Origin of the sequence: Corynebacterium glyciniphilum AJ 3170 (assembly GCF_000626675.1) — a bacterium.
In the GTDB taxonomy this organism is placed as follows: Bacteria; Actinomycetota; Actinomycetes; order Mycobacteriales; family Mycobacteriaceae; genus Corynebacterium; species Corynebacterium glyciniphilum.
In genome coordinates, this window is record NZ_CP006842.1 from 412,734 (window position 1) to 430,872 (window position 18,139).

Consider the following 18,139-nt stretch of genomic DNA (forward strand, 5'->3'; position numbering starts at 1 on the left):
CGGTCGTTCTGTGATTCTGCTCAACATGAGCAGGCGGTTCCGCAGCAGGTGAGGTCGTCGAGCAGCATCCCTGCGTCCTGCCACAGGTCGAGAGCACGGCTGTCGCACCCCAGTCGTGCGCCGATTGCGCGGGCGACGTGTGCGGACCGTCCGCGGAACTTGTAGATGAAGCAGAACTTCAGGTCGTCGTGTCGGACGGCCGGTCCTGAGAGGTACAGTCCGGGTGAGATGGTCGACTGGTCAGTGTCATCCAGTTCGGGCCAGCCTCCGCCGGTTCGAGTGAACATGTTCTCCACCGGGCCAAGGTTGTCGTCGAAACCTGTCGCTGCGATCGGAGGGGAGTCGGCGCTCAGGCGGACCCCGTCGTCGGTCGTCACCGTGTACCGTCCTGTCGTGCGATCGTGGACGACTGTGCGGGCATTGGCCGGCACCAGTGTGAGACGTCGGCTGGCGAGGGCATGGCGTAATGATCGACGGGTTCGGGCTGAGAGCGAGAAAGACGGATCGGCGGCGTGGTCCTCCCATGGATGATGCCCATCCAGGACGGTGACACCGTTCCCCCTCGCAATGTGGTGTTGTGCGATGTCAAGGCCGGACTCATAGCCGCCGAGTACGATCACGTGTCCGTCATGCGGGGCCCAGGCGTCCGGTGTGGATGAGTGGGTGGTCAGTTCTGCCCCGGGTATGTGAGGGGTTGAGGGGTTGCGGAATTCCCCACTCGCCCAGATGACGGCACGGGTCGGGACGGGACCGCGGGAGGTGGAGGCCACGTAACCGCCGCCGTCCGGGCTGTCGTACCGGGTGACGGAGTGGACATCGGTGTTCTCCAGGACCGGTAGGGCGAAGTGACGGACGACGCCGCGCAGGTACGTGGCGTACTCGACGCCGGTCGGGTAATCGGTGCCGAGGCTGTGGGCGGGTGAGGTGGAGGGGTGGATGGCGTTGAGATCGACCCCCGCGAAGCCGTTGCTGGTAAAAGACGGGGTGAGGAACTTCTGCTGGTCCGGCCAGTCCAGGAAGGTTTGCCCCACGGCGCCGCGGTCGACGATCCCGAAGGTGAGGTTGTCGATCGTGTCCAGGGCAAGGGCTGCGCCGAGCCCGGCGGGTCCGGCACCGACGATGAGAACGTCCAGAGGGGGTGACACGGCGAGCCTCCTTAATGGTAATGGTAATCATTATCGTTAAGGAGGCTACACGGTATCGTCGGTCGGTGGTAGACGAGGGGGCATGATCGCGTCACATTATCTACCGGTGCCGTCGTTTATGGCGAGCCCTGACAGGATGAGCACTGTCGCTCCGCAGGCGGCAATGATCATCCACCCTGCCAGGGAGGTAGCGGAGAGACTGCCAGCAAGGGCGACGCCCAGCGCGGTGCCCACCTGCCGCGACGTCGAGGTGATTCCACCGGCCACCCCGGCGCGCTCCGGCGGCAGACTGTTGACGGCAGTTGTGGTGACCGGGGCACTCGACAGCCCCACGCCGGATCCGATGAACAGGTAGGCGGCCAGTAGGAGTGGGACACCCGTCCCCTGTGTTGCCACGGTGAAGATCATGAGCAGGAGCCCGCCGACTACCAGACATGCTCCGGCGGCCCGGAGGGGGCCACGTGGACCGGAGTCGGCGACGAACCATCCGGACAGCGGCGCGAACACGACGGCCCCACTAGCCATCGGAAGTGTCGCCGCTCCCGCCGCCACTGGCGACCATCCCAGGGTGTTCTGCAGCAGCAGTGTCGTGGACAGCAACGTCAGGCTGAATCCGGCGAACACCACTGCAGCGGAGACGACGGCAGCGGTGAACGCAGGTATCCGGAACAGTGCGGGGTCGACCAACGGCTCGCTTCGGTGTCTCTCCACGTGGTGGAAGCCTGCGGTGGCAAGCAGGAAGACGGCGCAGCCGATCAGGATCGGCGCAGACCCCCACCGGGTGCCCGCAGCGCCGGAGCCCTCGATGAGAATCGTGACCGCAGTGGCCAGAATCAGCACGAGCAGGATCTGACCGGGTACGTCGAGGTGGCGGGGGTGGGCGGACCGTGACTCGGGGACAAGGAGGGAGACGAGCAGGAGTGCCGTGAGAACCAGAGGGCCGTTGATCCAGAACACTGCACGCCAGTCGAGTGCCGTGACCAGGAGGCCGCCGGTCACCGGTCCGACGGCCATGCTCATACCGAACATCGCGCCCCACACGCCGATGGCACGGGCGCGTTCCCGCGGGTCAGGCATGGCGTTCACTACGATCGCCAGGGCGACCGGGGTGAGCATGGAGGCACCGGTGCCCTGCACGATCCGCGCGGTGATCAGGAGTTCTGCTGACGGTGCTACCGCACAGGCCAGGGATGCCAGGCCGAAGACGACGAGGCCTGTCCGGAACACCCGGCGTCGTCCGAAACGGTCGGCCAGGGCGCCGGTGGTGATCAGCAGGCTGGCGAAGGGCACTGTGTAGGCGTCGACCACCCAGGCCATGCGGGCATCCTCGACACTGAGCCCGACGCTGATATGCGGCAGGGCGACGGTGACGATGGTGGTGTCCAGTCCGACGAGGAACAGGGCCGACGCACAGATCGCGAGGACGGCCCAGCGCCGCCGCAGAGACAGTGGCTCGTTCTGGTGTTTCACGTGAGGATCGGTCGGTGTATCCACGGCAGGCTCCTTCATGGTCGCATCTGCCGTTTATCGTCGGGGTCGGGAACTGCAGACGGGGAGCTTTTTTGCGGATTCTGCAAGAATGAAGCGATGGAAGCACGAAAGGAGAGTGGCGATGACGGCATCGCCGAGATTCTTGCCGCTGTCGGCCCTCGTCTACGCAGGATGCGTACGGCCCGCGGCATGACCCTGACCGCGGTTGCCGGGCGGACCGGCCTGTCGGTCAGCGCCCTGTCCCGCGTGGAAACCGGCAACCGGCAGCCGACCCTGGATATCCTCATCCCGCTGGCGCAGGTTTACCGGGTCACTCTCGACCAGCTTGTCGCACCTCCGCAGACCGGGGATCCGCGGGTGAACCTGCGGCCACGGTCCCTCGCCGGTGGGGGAACCATCGTCCCGCTGACCGGCTACCCTGGCCGGGTGCAGGTGTTCAAGCATGTGCTCGGGCCCCGGGCGCCCCGCCTGGTCAGCCACCCGGGGCATGCCTGGCTTCATGTCCTCGCGGGCAGACTGAGGCTCCTCCTGGACGACGACGAGCACATTTTGGTTCCCGGTGAGACTGCCCAGTTCGATCCCGTTACGCCGCACTGGTTCGGCCCCGCCGACGGCGGAACCGTGGAGATCCTCCACCTCTTCGGACCGCAGGGGGAACGTCCGGTCGACCGGACTCTGCCGGGATCGGGCCCGTCTCTCGGACCCTGACGACCTGCGGGCAGGGGGGGTCGAACCCACCTATCCGCACGTCAATCTCCGGGATGATGACGGACACGCGGGGACGGCAACTCGATGACGTGGTCCGGACGCCAGATCCCGGGGTTCCGGTGAGTCACCACGACGAGGGTGCGGGCCAGGGAAGTGATCGCCTCGGCGACACGTTGCTCGGTCTTCTCGTCGAGAGCTGAGGTTGCCTCATCGAGGATCAGTACCGGAGCCCGTTTCACCATGGCGCGGGCCAAGGCCACCCGTTGCTGTTCTCCACCGGACAGTGCCGAACCGTGCGGGCCCACCTCCTGACGGATCCCCAGGGGGTCGCTGGCCAGGAGATCCTCCAGACCGGCGGCGTGCGCAGCATCGACGATGTCGGCCTCAGTGCATCCGGGGCGCCCCAGGCGGATATTGTCCGCCAGTGAACCGGTGAACACCACCGGTTCCTGGAGCACATAGGCGATCCGGGAAGCGATCTCATCCTCGCCCAGACAGGGGAGCGGGACACCACCGAGAAGGACCGTTCCCGTCGCGGGGTCGTCGAAACGCATGAGCAGCCCGAGTAACGTGCTTTTCCCTGCACCGGTGGGGCCGGACACGTGGACGCGGGTGTTCTCCGGGATTGTCGCCGACATCTGGCCCAGGGCAGGTGGTGCGGACACGCCCACCAGTTCCATGCGGTGACCATCCGGGATGAACGCCGTTCCGTCCGGCGGCGTCGGAAGTCCAGGGGCCGAGACCACCGCGCGGTAGGCGGAGGTGTTCGCACGAATGTCGCTGACGGCGACACCCGCCAGCGCAAGGTCGTCTAACGGTGCGCCCGCTCGTACGGCGAGGACAAGAAGAGCGAGCGCGGCGGCTGGGTCATTGAAACCGTTGCTTCCCAGCAGGTAGAACAGGATCCCGGCGAGTGGGGCCACGCTCGCCAGGATTGAGACCACTGTGGCGGGCGCGGCGACCCGGTTGGTGTGGGCCATCGCAGCTTCCTGCGAACTCCACACGCGCTCTACGCGGGCCAGTACCTGCGAGACGGGCGCCGCGGTCCGAAGCAGTTCACGATGGGTGACGAGTTCAATGGTGGCTTCGGTGACTGCGTGTTCAGACTCCTGCCGCTGCCGGTCAGCGTCGGCCAGAAGACGCTGCGCCAGGAACTGGGCCCCGAGTGCCGCCGCAAGCAGAACAGCCAGCAGCGCCGCCACGTGTGCTCCGCCTACGAGAGCGACGGCGATCACCGTCGCCACCGGGACGAGCGGAGCCATGATGAAGGTCTGCAGGTGGTGGGCCGGGATCCCCATCATCATTGGGACGCCACGTCCGGCGGCGTCGGTGATGAGTGCCCGGTGCGCTGCGGTGAACCAGGACAGTTTCGCCCGCGCCAGCGCCTGGCCGATCTGCGCGTAGAGATCTCCCGCCAGACGTGCTCCCGTTAGATAGCCCGCACGCGAGACCAGGACCGTGACCAGCAGTGACAGTGTAGCCATGGCGAGAACGGCCCACGGAGGGGCGTCGTGTGCGATGGATAGTGCAAGCACCAGGTACACCGCGGCCTCGGCGAGGGCGGCGATCACCCATCCGGTGCCGGTTGCGATGAGTCGACGCCGGGACACGTCAGGAAGGGAAGCTTCGGTTGTCATCGTGTGTGCTCTTCCTGTGACTGGGAGAGAGGGTTAAGGGTGACCCGATGATCGGCCCGGCCCGCGAGGGCGGGGTCATGGGTGACCACAATGACGGCTTTGCCTGCACCGTGGGCGAGGTCCTCCAGTTCGGACCACACTCTTCTGGCGGTAGCGGCGTCCAGTGCGCTGGTCGGTTCGTCCAACAGAATTACCGGAGCGTCGGACAGGAATGCGCGCGCCAGACCTAGTCGTTGTCGTTCGCCACCTGACAGCGTGCCCGCGTCGGCGTCCAGGGGGATGTCGAGCCGGGCCCGGTTCAGGGCCCGGTTCAGGGCGCGGTCCGGTACCTGATCCGGGGCGGTGAACGAGAGGTTGTCGCGCACCGTGCTCGGGAGGACGTCCGCTCCCTGAGGGATCAGGAGGGCGGTATGGGGCCGTTCGTGCTCCAACACCTCGTCCACCCGGACTCCGCCGATCTCTAGTGTCCCTCCGTCCGGGTGCTCCAGCCCGGCGATCATCCGGAGGAGAGTGCTCTTCCCCGCTCCGCTGGGGCCGGTGACCGCGGTGACCGCCCCGGACGGCGCTCGGAAAGTGGTGGGGAAGACGACGACCCGGTCCCCGCGGCGTGCGGACACGCGCGCGGCGACAAGATCCGGGCTGCCGTCGTCACTGCGGACGACCTTGGAACCGGAGTCGAGGGTGGGCTCCGCGAGGAGTTCTCCGATCCGGCCTGCGGCGGTTCGTCCCGCGGTCACGTAGTCGAGGCCATGCCCGAGTCGGAGCGCTGGAGTGACCAGTGCGAGGCTGAGCAGGAGGACGGCGGCGAGGGTGGAGGTGTCCCAGCCTGCTCCGACGGCGTAGGCGACCGCATAGCTGGCCGGGGCCTGTAACAGGCCGACGGCCACCGCGGCCGGGACCGCAGCTCGTCGGACCCACGCTGTCATACTCGTGGCGAACCGCCCTGTCGCTTCAGCGTAGTCGGCACGTGCGCCGTCGACTGCTCCGTTGCTCCGGAAGACACGGATGCCTCGGGCGTAGTCGTTCACGGCAGTGGTGATGGCGCCCATGATCCGCACACGCTCTGCGCCGTGCGTCGCCGACAGCCTCGGGATCACTGTCAGGTAGGTGAGCGCGGCGACGACACCCGGAATTAACGCGAAGAGTGCGGCGGGGCCAGCGAGTGCCACCAGGAGCAGAGCCGCGCACAAGGGGGTGACCAGGAGTGTCGCCACCTCAGCTGGCGCATGGGCGACCATGTGGTGCAGTGCTGCGACGTCGTCGGAGACGAGCCGTCGAAGCCGGTCTTCGGGCCAGGTGCTGAGCCGGTCTGCGGGAATCCGCAGTATGTGCCCGGCTATCCGGCGGCGTAGGCGGGCCTCGAACCTGGCTTCGGTGCTGTGCGACACCCAGGTGGACGCGGCCGTAAGGAACGCGGTGCAGCTCCACGCCACGCATGCTCGGATGACCCATGCTGCCGACGGGTCCTCGACGGCCTGCACGATGCACCAGATGGCGGCGAGACCCGTGAGGCCGGAGAGTGCTGCGCTGGCGGTGCTCAGTGCCAGGGCGCCGGTCGACGGGGCCAGGACCGGTTGTATGTGCGGGTCAAGGAGGTGACGGGGACGAATCATGGTGCTAGTATACGCGTATACTTAGGTATGCCAACCCTGGAGGAGAGAATGAGTAAACTGGATGTAGCGCGGATCGTGGACGAGGCGATGCTGATCCTGGACGAAGAAGGGGAGGGTGCCTTGTCCATGCGTGCCCTGGCTGCACGGCTCGGCGTCACCCCGATGGCGTTGTACCGCCATTTCACTGACCGGGACGAACTACTGCTCGCCCTTGTCGAGCGTGTCTCGGAGGAGATCAGTTTTCCTGAACCGGCCGAGGGGCCGGTGGACCGCGCCGTTGATCTCGCTCTGTGTCTGCATGGCGTTCTCGTCCAGTACCCGTGGATGAGCCGACTCATCTCATCTGGCCGCCTCGCCAGCCCTGCAGGACTGCGTTTCCCGGACGGCCTGATCTCCTGCGGCAGAGATGCCGGGCTCACCGATGACGGGGCGTTCGCCTTCTACCGCACGATGTTCGCGGCGATTCTCGGCCAGGCGGCCATTACGCATGCACAGGCCACGGCGTCGGACGGATCACTTCCGAACCATGTGGCAGACACGGCTCTCCCCACCGTTGCGGCGCTTGCACCGCGCTGGTCCGATCTCGACCGGTCGGCGACACCCCGCCGGATCTTCCGCGGTGTCGCCGCACTTCTCCCCGCCTTCTGACTCCGCTCTCCGGTCCCGTTCTCCGAACTCGGCCCCACCCCTGCATCCCACCCACGAGAAAGGCTTTCGCCATGTCATCATGTCTATCCGCCCACGTCCCCGTCCCGCCGTCACGTAGGTTCCGGAGCAGCTCCCGGACTCTCGGTGGTGTCCTGGTCGCCACGATGCTCCTGGCAGGGTGTACGGGCACCTCCTCGGACGATGCAGGGACGTCCACCGTTGACGGAGGTGCATTCCCGGTGACACTCGACACCGCCTACGGTGATGTCACCATCCCGGAGAAACCGGACCGTGTGGCAACGCTCGGTTATGCGGATGTTGCGCTGGCGTCCGCGCTCGGAGCCGATGTCGTGGTCGCCCCCGAATCTTTCAGCGCGACCACGGAAGCTACGCAGGACAGGAACCTGCCCTACATCGAACCGCTTGGCGACGACACGACCTGGATCAACCCCATGGAGATCAGTGTGGAGGAGGTTGCCGCCGCCGAACCGGATGTCATCCTGGCGACGGCAGCGTTCAGCCTTGACGATGATCTCTACAGTCGGCTCAGCGACATCGCACCGGTCGTCACCTACGAGGAGACGCTTTACGGGGAGTCCAACGATGAGTCGGCCCGGCGGGTCGGCACCGCTCTCGGAGAAGATGACGTCGCGGAAGAACTCATACGCAGGGCCGATGACTCCGTCGCTGACCTTCGACGGCAGTTACCGAGCCTCGATGGAGGAACCTTCCTCTACGGTCAGGCCCGCGATGGAGTTGTCGTGATGCTTGTCGACGACGCCAATGTTACTGCCCGGTTCATGCAGGAACTGGGGTTGGTCGCAGTGCCTGCTGTCGCCGACCTCGACGGTCCGGGGGCAGTGCCGGGATCAGTGGACGTCAGTATCGAACGGGCGTCGATGTTCAATGACGCAGGCGTGCTCTTCATGACCTTCCAGTCCGAGGTGGCACAGGAGGCTTTTGAGAAGTCTCCGATTGTCGCAGCGCAACCCATCATGTCGACCCGCTATGCTCCGGTCGACCTGGAGACGGCGACGGCGCTGCAGGATCCGAACGTCGTTGCGGTGCCCTGGCTGCTGAATCAGCTTCGCCCCGGCCTGGAACTCATTCCTTAGGATCTGATGCCGCCGCACCGACGATCACCGAGGCACGTGCTGGTGACACGGGAATCCGGAACGTGTCGGGGGCGCTGAAAGCCGGACGGTCTACTGTGTCTTCTGTCGCCACACCGACGAGGTCGTGACCGCGGCGATGGCCGTGGTCAGGGGTACGGCGGCGACCAATGCCAGGGAACCCGTCGCTGAGCGGAGGATCTCGGTGGCCATGATGTCCGAGGTCAGGATGTGTCCGATATCCCGGCCGGACACGCTGAGCAGTACCAGCAGGGGCAGCGCAGCGCCGGCGTAGGACAGCACCAGGGTGTACACGGTGGAGGCCAGGTGGTCGCGGCCGACCCGCATCGCCGTGCCGAACAGGCGCAGGTTCGACGCAGTGGGATCCAGCTGGCGAAGCTCGGCGATGGTCGAGGCCTGGGCCACCGTCACATCATTGAGCACGCCGAGGGTACCGATGATGAATCCGGCCAGCAGCAGCCCGCTGATCGACAGGCCGGGGAGATACAGCATGATCTGCATGTTGTTTTCGTCGGCGAGGCCGCGCAGCTGGTTCGTGTCGATCGCCAGCCACGCCAGCGCGGTGCCCACCAGCATTGCCGCCAAGGTGCCGCCGAGAGAGGACGCTGTCTTCCAGTTCATGCCGTGGACCAGGAACAGCGCCAGGTACAGCACAGCGGAACATGCCGTGACCGCCAGCAGTACCGGGTCGCCACCGCGTGCCAGGGCAGGCAGCAGGAACACCGCGAAGATCCCGAGTGTGACCGCGAGCCCGAGGATGGACCGGAATCCGCGCCACGCACCGACCACAACGATTGCCGCGAGGGTCAGCAGCAGCCACACCCACACCGGCGTGGTGCGTTCGTAGTCCTGGAAACCGTAGGTACGGCTGCCGTCCTCGGAGGTGCCGGTGGTCATCAGGATGTCTTGGCCGACGGGGAGCTCGGGCGAGCCGTCGGAGTCTGTCACCGCGAGCAGTGTGCGGCGTCCCTCCTCCGGCCCGGAGGTGATATCCACGATGACCTGCGGGCACGACGCGTCTTCACCGCCGGCGGCGCTGGGATGGCCGGTAGGTGGTGAGGTGTCGAAGGAACGCCCGATCGCCGGCGAGTTGCAGGCCCCGGTGGTCTCCAGGGCGACGGTGCCGGACGACACCTCCTGGGCGAGACCGGAGGTCTGGTGGAAGTTGTCTCCGGTCTCCGGCTCCCCCTGTGGCCATTGCAGGACAACCGCCGCGGCGGTTGCGATGAATCCGACGACCAGGGCGATGAACAGGATCGACCTCGGCAACGTCCAGGTGATCCGGCGCGGGTCGAGGTTGCGCGGATGCATGCGTTCCGCCAGCGGCCGGTCGTCGGACGGGCCGTGGCTGTGGGCGTGACTGTGCCCGTGCTGGGCGGCTGCGGCGAGGGGGTCGGACGGCGCGGGGGCAGGCGCGTCCTTCTTCTGCCGTGCTGGCGCGGGGGCATGGTGGCGTCCCAAAGCAATGCTGCTTTCTCTCGGAGATGGTGCGGGGTGACGCACCTGAGGATAGCCGGGACGGCCCGTTGACACGCAGGGCTGAACAAGTGTTCAATATTAAACATGCGTTCAACCGAGATTCTTGAGGCCGCAGTCGTCGAATTCGCCGCCCACGGATTCGCCGGCGCCACCGTGCGCGGCATCGCCCGTGCCGCCGGTGTGTCCCCGGGGCTCGTGCTGCACCACTTCGGTTCCCGCGACGGGTTGCGTGAGGAGTGCGACAACCACGTCTTCGCAGCGATCACCGAGGTGAAGAGGGCCAATGCTGACCGTGGGACCGCGGCACTGCCCACCATGCTCGCCGACCCGCGCATGCGCGTGTATGTCGACTACCTCGTGGCCTCGCTCGTCGACCCGTCGGAACACGGTCAACGGTTCTTCGACCACTACGTGGACACCGTCGAGGAGATCCTTGATGACGGTTTCGCCGGGTACACCTTCCGCAGGATGGGCGGAAAAGCCGGGGAGGCGTCTGAGGACCGACGTGCCAGGGCGTGTGCTGTCGCACTGCTGGGTCTGGCACCGGCCATGCTGCACCAGCGTGCCGGCACGGTTCTCGGCACAGCGGACATGCCGGAGACCCTGTCACGGCTCGGGCCGCAACTGTTCGACATCTACCTGCACGGACTCATCGAGGAGAAACCATGACCAGCTCTGAGCCTGCTGTCGATCTTCGCGGCGTCACCAAGAAGTTCGGCCATGTCACCGCTCTCGACGGCCTCAGCCTCCAGGTGGGACAAGGGGAAGTCCACGGGTTTCTCGGACCGAACGGAGCGGGGAAGTCCACGGCGATCCGCATTCTCCTGGGGATCCTCCGGCACGACGACGGCCGGGCTCGGCTGCTCGGTGGTGACCCCTGGAAGGACGCTGTCAGTCTGCACCGACGTCTGGCCTATGTTCCGGGTGACGTCGAGTTGTGGCCGAACCTCACCGGAGGCGAGGCGATCGACCTGTTCGCACGGCTGCGGTGCGGTCGCGGTGGCACCGGTGCCGTCGACACCCGACGACGCGATGAACTCATCGACCGTTTCCAGCTCGATCCCCGGAAGAAAGGGCGCACCTACTCCAAAGGAAACCGGCAGAAGGTCGCCTTGATCTCCGCCCTGGCATCCGACGTTGACCTGCTGCTGCTCGATGAACCGACCTCCGGCCTGGACCCCCTGATGGAGGCGGAGTTCCAGGAGTGCATCCGTGAAGCCGTCCGCGATGACGGGCGCACCGTCCTGCTGTCCAGCCACATTCTCGCCCAGGTCGAGGCTCTGGCTGACCGCATCTCGATCATCCGGGAGGGGCGCGACGTGGAGACCGGGACCCTGGACGATCTCCGGCACCTGCAGCGCACCGCAGTCTCCGTCCGCACCGACCGGCCGCTGGACGGCTTCGCCGACCGCGACGGTATCCACGACCTGACCGTCGACGGTGGCGGACACGTGCACTTCGCTGCGGACACATCAGCCCTGCCCGGCATCATGGGTGAGCTTGCCGCACACGGTATCCGGACGATCACCGCCACGCCGCCGACACTGGAGCAGCTGCTGCTGCGGCATTACGGGGATGCGTCATGACGGCGGAACTGACCGGCACCTGGACGCTGCTGCGGCTCATGCTGCGCCGTGACCGCGTCCGCCTCCCCGGCTGGGTGCTCGGCATGGCGGTGCTCACAGCGTACTTCGCCAACGCCCTGGGGGCGGTGGCGGACGAGGAATCCCTGGCGGGACTGGCATCCCTGGCCACCACCCCGGTGATGGGCCTGATCGGTGGGCCAGGGTACGGCTTCAACGAGATCACCCTGCCGCGGCTGTTCGCAGGAATGTACGGCCTTTATCTGATGATCGGCGCGGCACTCATGACAATGACGACCGTGTCCCGCCACACCCGGGTTGAGGAGCAGACAGGCCGGGCCGAATTGCTGCGCGCCAACGTGGTCGGACGGCATGCCCAGCTCGTCGCAGCACTGCTCCTGTCCACGCTCATGACCGCCCTGCTGACGGCGGTCATGTGGGTTGTCGTCCAGTTCTCCGTGATGGACCCGGGGCCGACGTCGGCGAACCTGTTGTTCGTCGCCAGCGTCGGCGCGGTCGGTCTGGTGTTCACCGGAATTGCAGCGGTGACTGTACAACTGTCGCCGTTTTCCCGCGTGGGGTCATCGGTGGCCGGTGCCGTGCTTGCGGTCACCTTCGTCATCCGGGGGCTGGGGGACATGTCCGCGTTGCAACAGGGGCACGACAGTGGGGTTGCCTGGTTGTCCTGGCTCTCCCCGCTGGGATGGTCGCAGCAGACCGCGCCCTACACCCTCGACCGGTGGTGGCCGTTGCTGTTCTCGCTCGGCGCCACCGTCGTCCTGACCGGTATCGGCGTGGCATTACAGTCGCGCCGGGACCTGGCCGCGGGACTCGTACCGGACCGTCCTGGCCCCGCGGTCGCGGCATCCTGGTTGGGCAGTCCGGTGGCCCTCGCATTCCGGCTTCAGCGGGCGTCGCTGATGGGGTGGTCCGTTGCGATGCTGGTGGCCGGCGCCATCTTCGGCGCTTTCGCCGGGCCGATGGCAGACGGCGCAGACTCCATGCCACCGGAGATTATGGAGGTGCTCGGCGGGGAGAGGGGGATCGTCGACGGCTATCTCGGGTTCATGGGCATCTACTTCGCGGTGATGATCGCGGTGTACGCCCTGTTGTCCGTGCAGTCGCTGCGGAGTCAGGAACAGGGGTTCCATACCGAGACGGTACTGTCCACCGCGGTGTCAAGGAGCTCCTGGCAGTTGTCCTGGACCGGGGTCACAGCAGCCGGCGCGGTGTGGTTGTCCGCTCTTGCAGGTGTGGGGGAGGGGATCGGTGCCGCCGCGGGCCTCGGTGATGCCGGTCTGGTCGGACGAACCCTGGTGGGGCACGTGGCGCAGGTGCCGGCGGTGTGGGTCCTGCTCGGCATCGGCGTCCTGCTGTACGGAGCGTTCCCACGGTTCGTGGGGCTGGCGTGGGCGCTCCTGGGGTACTCCACGCTGCTCGTGCTCTTCGGAGAGATGATCAAGGTGCCTGAGGGCGTCCTCGACACGTCGGTGTTCCGGCATATCGGACAGTATCCCGCCGAAGCGTTGTCCTGGGGTGCCGTCGGTGCTCTGGCGGTACTGGCCATGGTGTTCACCGCGTTGGGTGCCTGGGCGTTCCGACATCGTGACCTGGCCACGACCTGACACCACCTGACACCACCTGCTACGGTGAACGCCATGACTGACATGGGATTCTCGATCGCCAGGATCTGGGGCCACCGCTGACGGCGGTGGGGACTCCTGGCATCTGACTGACTTCTCTTCCGCCGTCTCCGACGATGATTCATCGCCGGGCGATGCATGTTGTGCTGCCCGGCTCCGGACCACGACACTGGAGTACAAGGACACATGTCCCGTCAGACCAACCCCGAAGAACAACAATCCCACATTCGCGCCGTTGACCTCGGTATAGCTATCGCCGGACGGACGATTCTCACCGGCGTCACCGCCACTGTCTCACCAGGGAACCGCCTGGTCATCGTTGGCGAGAACGGTGTCGGCAAGACCACCCTGCTGCACACGCTCGCCGGGTTGCGTGAGCCGGACGTGGGCAGTGTGACCCGCGCCGGCACCGTTACCCTCGTGCGGCAGGCCATGCACGACGACCCCGGCCACACCGTCGGCGACCTGATCGCCGACGCCACCGCCGAGGCCGACCGCGCTCTCGCCGACCTCGACACTGCCGCCCTCGCCGAGGGCGCCGACGGTGTGGCTGCCGCCGAGCAGGCCTTCACCCGTGCCCTCGACCGCGCGAACAGTCTCGACGCCTGGGATGCGGCGCGGCGCGTCGACGTCGCCCTGGCCGGACTGGACGCCTGCACCGACCGCAGCCGCGTACTGCACACCCTGTCCCACGGGCAGCGTTACCGCGTGCGACTGGCCTGCGCCCTCGGCCGCGACGGCAGCCTGCTGCTCGATGAGCCCACCAACCACCTCGATGCCGGTGCGCTGAGCTTTCTCACCTCCCGTCTGCTGGAACGCCGCGGACCGTTGGTGGTGGTGACCCACGACCGCGCCCTGCTTCGTGACCTCACTGCCGACGGGCAGGGCACGTTCCTTGATCTCGACCCGACCTCCGACGGCACACCCCGGATGACCACGGGAACCTACGACGAGTGGGTGTCCCGCCGCCGCGCGGACCGGGAACGCTGGGAGCAGGAGTACACGGCCCAGGTTGCTGAACACGTTCGCCTCGAGGCCTCTGTCGATGAGGCCCGCGGCAGACTGAGCACCGGGTGGCGGCCAGAGAAGGGCCACAACAAGCACGGTCGTGCCACCCGTGCGGCCGGCACTGTCCAAGCTCTGCACCGCAGACAGGACGCCCTGGCCAGTCATGCCGTCGACGTCCCCGAACCACCGTTGCGGCTACGTTGGCCGGAGAGCTCTGTCGCTCCAGGTCGAATGCTGTTGACCTGCGAGGACGTGTCCGTGGACGGGCGTTTGGCAGGTCCGGTGACTTTCGGATTGTCCGGCGGGGACCGGCTCGTCCTCACCGGCCCGAACGGGGCCGGAAAGTCCACCCTCGTCGACGTCCTACGAGAACGGGTGGAGCCGACGACGGGGCGGTGCCACATCCACGACGGAGCGCGGATCAGCGTCCTGAACCAGCATGAACCGCAGTGGTCGGAGTACGCGGAGCAGCACACTCGTGCCGCCGAGGTGTACGAGCGCGTCGCAGGGACGGACGGACCGGCACTGTCGACGCTCGGCCTACTTGACCGGACGGCGCGGTCCACTCCGGTTGACCGGCTGTCGCAGGGACAGCAACGCCGTCTCCATCTCGCGCTCTGCGTGGCGACGCGTCCTCACCTCCTCATTCTCGACGAGCCGACGAACCATCTGTCCGCCACGCTGGTTGACGAGATGACGGCGGCGTTGCGGGCGACGGAGGCTGCCGTCGTGGTGGTCACCCATGACCGGCAGATGCTGCGGGACCTCTCTGGGTGGCCGGTGCTGGCCCTGCGCTGAAAACGGTCTGATATGACCCGGGCGAACCGAGACGCTAACCTGGGTCCATGTCCACAATCAGCCATGCTCCGGCAGCCGGGGTCGAAAGCGCCCGGTCAGCACCGGGGCAGTCGGCAGAGGTTGCTCGGTCGGCGAAGCAGGTATCGCGTGCGGACCGGTTCATGCTCCGGTTGCTCCGTGTCAAGGAAGTCGACCGGATCGACATGGAGGCGGTGGCCGGCGCACACCGGGCGTTCCGCTGGGCGATCGTGTTCTCCGCCGTGCGGTGCACGATCACCTACCTGCTGGTGCCGATCCTGATCCCTGTCGTCAGCGTCGCCGGTATGGTCGCGACTCCGCTGAGTATCACTCTGTGCCTGTTGGCGCTGGTGAACGGGACGGTGAGCATGCGTCGCTTCTGGCGCACCGACCATCCGGGCAAGTGGATGTACACATGGTTCATGGCGGTCGTGTTCCTGATCCTCATCGGGACCCTCGCCTACGAGTTCGTCGGATTGGTGGCGTGATGAAACCCGAGTCAGAGGCACCTGAGGTCCCGGAGAACATGGGAGCAGCGGAAGAACAGCCTGACCAGCAGGAGATCCCTGGTTCGTCCACCGCGGACGTGGTGACGCTGCTGTTCATGGCGGCGATGATCATTGCCACAGTGGGATGCTTCATCTTCCTGATGTGAGTGCTCAGGGGTTCAACATCTCCCGGCATTCTTCGGTGGTGTAGCCCTCGAGGCATTCTGCCCACTCGCGTTGGCCGTCCACCCACGGGTGGCTCGGCGTCTGTCCCTGGTTGAGCTGCCAGACATAGTTGTCGCACATGATGGCGGTACCGTCTGCTGCGACTGCTGTGCGCCCGATATCTGCACCGATGCACTGGTCACCGAGCTGAGGTCCCGTGACCTGGAGTGGCTCAGGCTGGATGGTCTCGGCCTCTGGGTTGACCGGTTCCGGTTCGGGTTGTGGCGCAGGTTCCGGTGCGACCTCGCCCTGCGTCGGATTCGGCTCGGGGGGATCATCCGGCGTGGTGGTTGTGCTGGACACGCTGGACGCCGTTGTCACGCTCGTGGCGGTTGTGGCAGATGAATCGCCGTCATCTGAACATCCCGCGAGGACGAAGGAGACGGCCGGGAGACAGACGAGGGCTGTGTATATCCTGTGTCGCATGAAAGAACAGTAGGTCATCCTGTTTCAGGGGAAAAGTTCCCCGGTGTGCCGCGGCGACAGTCAAGTCCCGGAGAGTGGGTAACAGAATCCGGCTCCTGCCGCCACCGAAAGCCGAAAAGTGTCACGCACCGTCAGCCGTGATCCACCTGGTGAGACCACATCCGTCACCCCAGCAGGTCCTCGCCCCAGTAGCTGTCCCCGGACGTCCCTGCCGGGACGTGGAACACCGCCGAACCGACGTGGGTGATCCACTCGTTCAACCGGTCACCGTCGGCGAGTCGCTTCTGGACCGGGATGAAGGACGTGTCCGGGTCGCGCTGGAAGCAGGTGAAGATCAGGCCGGTGTCGGAGAGGTCGATCAGCTCGGCGTCCTGCAGGCCGGCCGGTCCGGCGGTGACGGGGAGGTCATAGTTGTAGGCACGCCGCAGCATGCGTTCAGCGTCGCCGTTGTGCGACGTCGCCAGGGCGACGTGGGAGTGGGCGTCGATGAGGGGGAGTCCGTCGTCGCCGATCTTGTTCACGTCGACGTCGGTGAACTCGTCGCCCCCACTCAGCGGTGCGCCTTCGACGATGGTGCGTCCCATCGCGACCTCCCGCGTGCCGCGGTCGACGGACTCCCATTCAGGCATGTCGAAGGCGACGCGTCGCACGATCATGCAGGTCCCGCCGTCGTCGTTCCAGACCTGGGTGTCGAACTCCTTCTCCGAGTGCGGGTTGACGGTGCCGTCCTTGAAGCCGAAGAGGTTGCGCGGTGTGCCGTTCTGCACGTCGAGGAAACCCGTCTGGCTCCAGGACGGTCGGGCGTAGTCGGCACCGCCGCGGACGAGGACGCGCAGGGCGTGGGAGACTGTCGTGCGGTCGTCGCCGCAGATCTGCAGGACGATATCGCGGTCGCCCCAGGAGTCGTCGAGCCGGTCACCGGTGAAGTGAGGCAGCGGCCTCAGCCAGGCGGGGGCTTTGTCGGCGATCCCGGCGGCGGTGTAGAGCCCCCGGCCGAAACCACACGTCACGGTGAGGTTACCGGGGTTCGACGCGAGCTCGGGCTCCAGGTCGGCCAGCACGGGCGTGCCGGCGCAGAGGCGTCGGGCGTCCCCGGTCCAGATGCGGAGCAGACGCTGGACGGCTCTGCGGTCGGCACCGTCGCGCAGTGAGAAGGCGACGGTGGTGTTGTGCGACTGGGGTGGGGTGGCGATGCCGGCCTGGTGGTCACCGTCGAAGGGAACGGCGGCTGTCTCCCGTTCAGTAGTGGCGGCGTCGTCCTGTCCCTCGGAACAGGATGTGGTGACGGCGGCGGCACCGAGGACACCGAGAGTGCCGAGCCCGCCGAGGAAACCCCGACGCGTCAGGCCCCGCGACACGGTGTGTGACTCAGTGCCCGGCATGCTCGTCGTGCTCACCGTCGGTGTCGTCACCGGTGCCGTAATCCTCGTGGGCGGACTGTTGCACACGGACGGGGATGTCGCTGATCTCGTAGGTGGTGCCGTCCTCGGCGGTGAGGGTGAGAGTGAGTGCGTCGCCGGCGGCGATCTCGTCGTGGTTCTCCATGATCATGATGTGGGTGCCACCCGGTTCCATGGCGACGCTGCCGTTGGCGGGGACGACGAGGCCGTCGTCGGTCTCTTTCATGATGCCGTCGACAGTCTCATGGAACTGGTAGACGCCGTCGAGATCACCGGTGACGCGGGTGAGGTGGATGTCCTCGTCGGTGGAGTTGGTCAGCTCGCCGAAGACCGCGGTCATGGAGGTCTCGGTGTCCTTGGCGCCAACATAACCCTCGGAGAAGGTGATGGCGTCATTGGTCTGGCCGGCCTGCGTGGTGGCGGATGCTGCGTCGCTGCTGCCACTGTCGCTATCGCTGTCACTGCCGCAGGCGGTGAGGCCGAGGGCGAGGACGGAGGCGAGGGCGGCGGCGGTGAGGCGGCGCTTCATGGTGTCGGTCATCGAGCACTCCTGGAGGTCACGAACGAGTCTGAATTACTGGTCAACCTACTAGTCGGTTCTATCGTCAGAAGAGTTCCGGTACGTCATCGGGATCACGTCCGGGGGTGGAAGGGGGCATATGGCGACACCCCCGCGTGGGGACGGTCAGGAACCCG

The 18,139-nt window shown here is 66.6% G+C and carries 17 protein-coding genes; 9 read left to right on the forward strand and 8 right to left on the reverse strand.

The features are described 5' to 3' along the window. Nucleotides 1-20 precede the first annotated feature (20 nt). Both CGLY_RS01925 and CGLY_RS01930 read right to left on the reverse strand, forming a co-directional pair. Complete coding sequence (locus CGLY_RS01925; RefSeq protein WP_038545661.1) at nt 21-1,145, reverse strand: NAD(P)/FAD-dependent oxidoreductase; 1,125 nt, start codon at nt 1,143-1,145, stop codon at nt 21-23. A gap of 96 nt (nt 1,146-1,241) precedes the next feature. Further along, nucleotides 1,242-2,639 carry an MFS transporter gene (locus CGLY_RS01930; RefSeq protein ID WP_227590339.1) on the reverse strand — a complete coding sequence of 466 codons (1,398 nt, stop codon included), beginning with the start codon at nt 2,637-2,639 and terminating at the stop codon, nt 1,242-1,244. Between the two features lie 93 nt (nt 2,640-2,732). On the opposite strand from CGLY_RS01930, the gene CGLY_RS01935 reads away from it, so the two are divergent. Continuing rightward, nucleotides 2,733-3,344: a helix-turn-helix domain-containing protein gene (locus tag CGLY_RS01935; RefSeq protein ID WP_038545664.1), complete on the forward strand. Its 612-nt coding sequence runs from the start codon at nt 2,733-2,735 to the stop codon at nt 3,342-3,344. Between the two features lie 41 nt (nt 3,345-3,385). Here CGLY_RS01935 and CGLY_RS01940 read toward each other — a convergent pair whose 3' ends face one another. Both CGLY_RS01940 and CGLY_RS01945 read right to left on the reverse strand, forming a co-directional pair. Beyond that, nucleotides 3,386-4,981: an ATP-binding cassette domain-containing protein gene (locus CGLY_RS01940; protein WP_038545668.1), complete on the reverse strand. Its 1,596-nt coding sequence runs from the start codon at nt 4,979-4,981 to the stop codon at nt 3,386-3,388. Beyond that, a complete protein-coding gene (locus CGLY_RS01945; RefSeq protein WP_038545671.1) occupies nt 4,978-6,594 on the reverse strand; it encodes an ATP-binding cassette domain-containing protein in 1,617 nt (538 codons plus the stop codon). The genes CGLY_RS01940 and CGLY_RS01945 overlap by 4 nt, the downstream gene beginning before the upstream one ends. A gap of 48 nt (nt 6,595-6,642) precedes the next feature. Here CGLY_RS01945 and CGLY_RS01950 point away from each other — a divergent pair, with 48 nt between their 5' ends. Then, nucleotides 6,643-7,242 (forward strand): TetR/AcrR family transcriptional regulator, encoded by a 600-nt coding sequence (locus tag CGLY_RS01950; protein ID WP_038545674.1) that lies wholly within the window; start codon nt 6,643-6,645, stop codon nt 7,240-7,242. A gap of 71 nt (nt 7,243-7,313) precedes the next feature. Continuing rightward, entirely contained in the window at nt 7,314-8,357 is a 1,044-nt protein-coding gene (locus CGLY_RS01955) for an ABC transporter substrate-binding protein (protein WP_227590340.1), read from the forward strand. Between the two features lie 90 nt (nt 8,358-8,447). Here the strand turns inward: CGLY_RS01955 and CGLY_RS01960 are convergent, their stop codons facing one another. After that, entirely contained in the window at nt 8,448-9,836 is a 1,389-nt protein-coding gene (locus CGLY_RS01960; RefSeq protein WP_227590341.1) for a YibE/F family protein, read from the reverse strand. Between the two features lie 102 nt (nt 9,837-9,938). Here CGLY_RS01960 and CGLY_RS16600 point away from each other — a divergent pair, with 102 nt between their 5' ends. The 6 genes from CGLY_RS16600 to CGLY_RS17515 all read left to right on the forward strand — a co-directional run bounded on the left by CGLY_RS16600 (nt 9,939) and on the right by CGLY_RS17515 (nt 15,559). After that, a complete protein-coding gene (locus CGLY_RS16600; RefSeq protein ID WP_052539483.1) occupies nt 9,939-10,523 on the forward strand; it encodes a TetR/AcrR family transcriptional regulator in 585 nt (194 codons plus the stop codon). Beyond that, nucleotides 10,520-11,440: an ABC transporter ATP-binding protein gene (locus CGLY_RS01970; protein WP_038545680.1), complete on the forward strand. Its 921-nt coding sequence runs from the start codon at nt 10,520-10,522 to the stop codon at nt 11,438-11,440. The genes CGLY_RS16600 and CGLY_RS01970 overlap by 4 nt, the downstream gene beginning before the upstream one ends. Next, on the forward strand, nt 11,437-13,062 hold the full coding sequence (locus CGLY_RS01975) for an ABC transporter permease (protein ID WP_038545683.1): 1,626 nt from the start codon (nt 11,437-11,439) through the stop codon (nt 13,060-13,062). The genes CGLY_RS01970 and CGLY_RS01975 overlap by 4 nt, the downstream gene beginning before the upstream one ends. Nucleotides 13,063-13,266: 204 nt before the next feature. After that, nucleotides 13,267-14,886, forward strand: a complete 1,620-nt coding sequence (locus CGLY_RS01980) for an ABC-F family ATP-binding cassette domain-containing protein (protein ID WP_038545686.1) — start codon at nt 13,267-13,269, stop codon at nt 14,884-14,886. Between the two features lie 47 nt (nt 14,887-14,933). Continuing rightward, entirely contained in the window at nt 14,934-15,392 is a 459-nt protein-coding gene (locus tag CGLY_RS01985) for a hypothetical protein (protein ID WP_227590342.1), read from the forward strand. Next, nucleotides 15,389-15,559 (forward strand): hypothetical protein, encoded by a 171-nt coding sequence (locus CGLY_RS17515; RefSeq protein ID WP_227590343.1) that lies wholly within the window; start codon nt 15,389-15,391, stop codon nt 15,557-15,559. Before CGLY_RS01985 ends, CGLY_RS17515 begins: the two co-directional genes overlap by 4 nt. A 4-nt stretch (nt 15,560-15,563) precedes the next feature. Here the strand turns inward: CGLY_RS17515 and CGLY_RS16605 are convergent, their stop codons facing one another. From CGLY_RS16605 to CGLY_RS02000, 3 genes are all read right to left on the reverse strand, one after another. Next, entirely contained in the window at nt 15,564-15,920 is a 357-nt protein-coding gene (locus tag CGLY_RS16605) for a hypothetical protein (RefSeq protein ID WP_144313615.1), read from the reverse strand. A 287-nt stretch (nt 15,921-16,207) separates the two neighbouring features. Next, a complete protein-coding gene (locus CGLY_RS01995; RefSeq protein WP_052539487.1) occupies nt 16,208-17,425 on the reverse strand; it encodes a Dyp-type peroxidase in 1,218 nt (405 codons plus the stop codon). Continuing rightward, nucleotides 17,412-17,984: a copper chaperone PCu(A)C gene (locus CGLY_RS02000; protein ID WP_052539489.1), complete on the reverse strand. Its 573-nt coding sequence runs from the start codon at nt 17,982-17,984 to the stop codon at nt 17,412-17,414. Before CGLY_RS02000 ends, CGLY_RS01995 begins: the two co-directional genes overlap by 14 nt. Nucleotides 17,985-18,139: the final 155 nt, after the last annotated feature.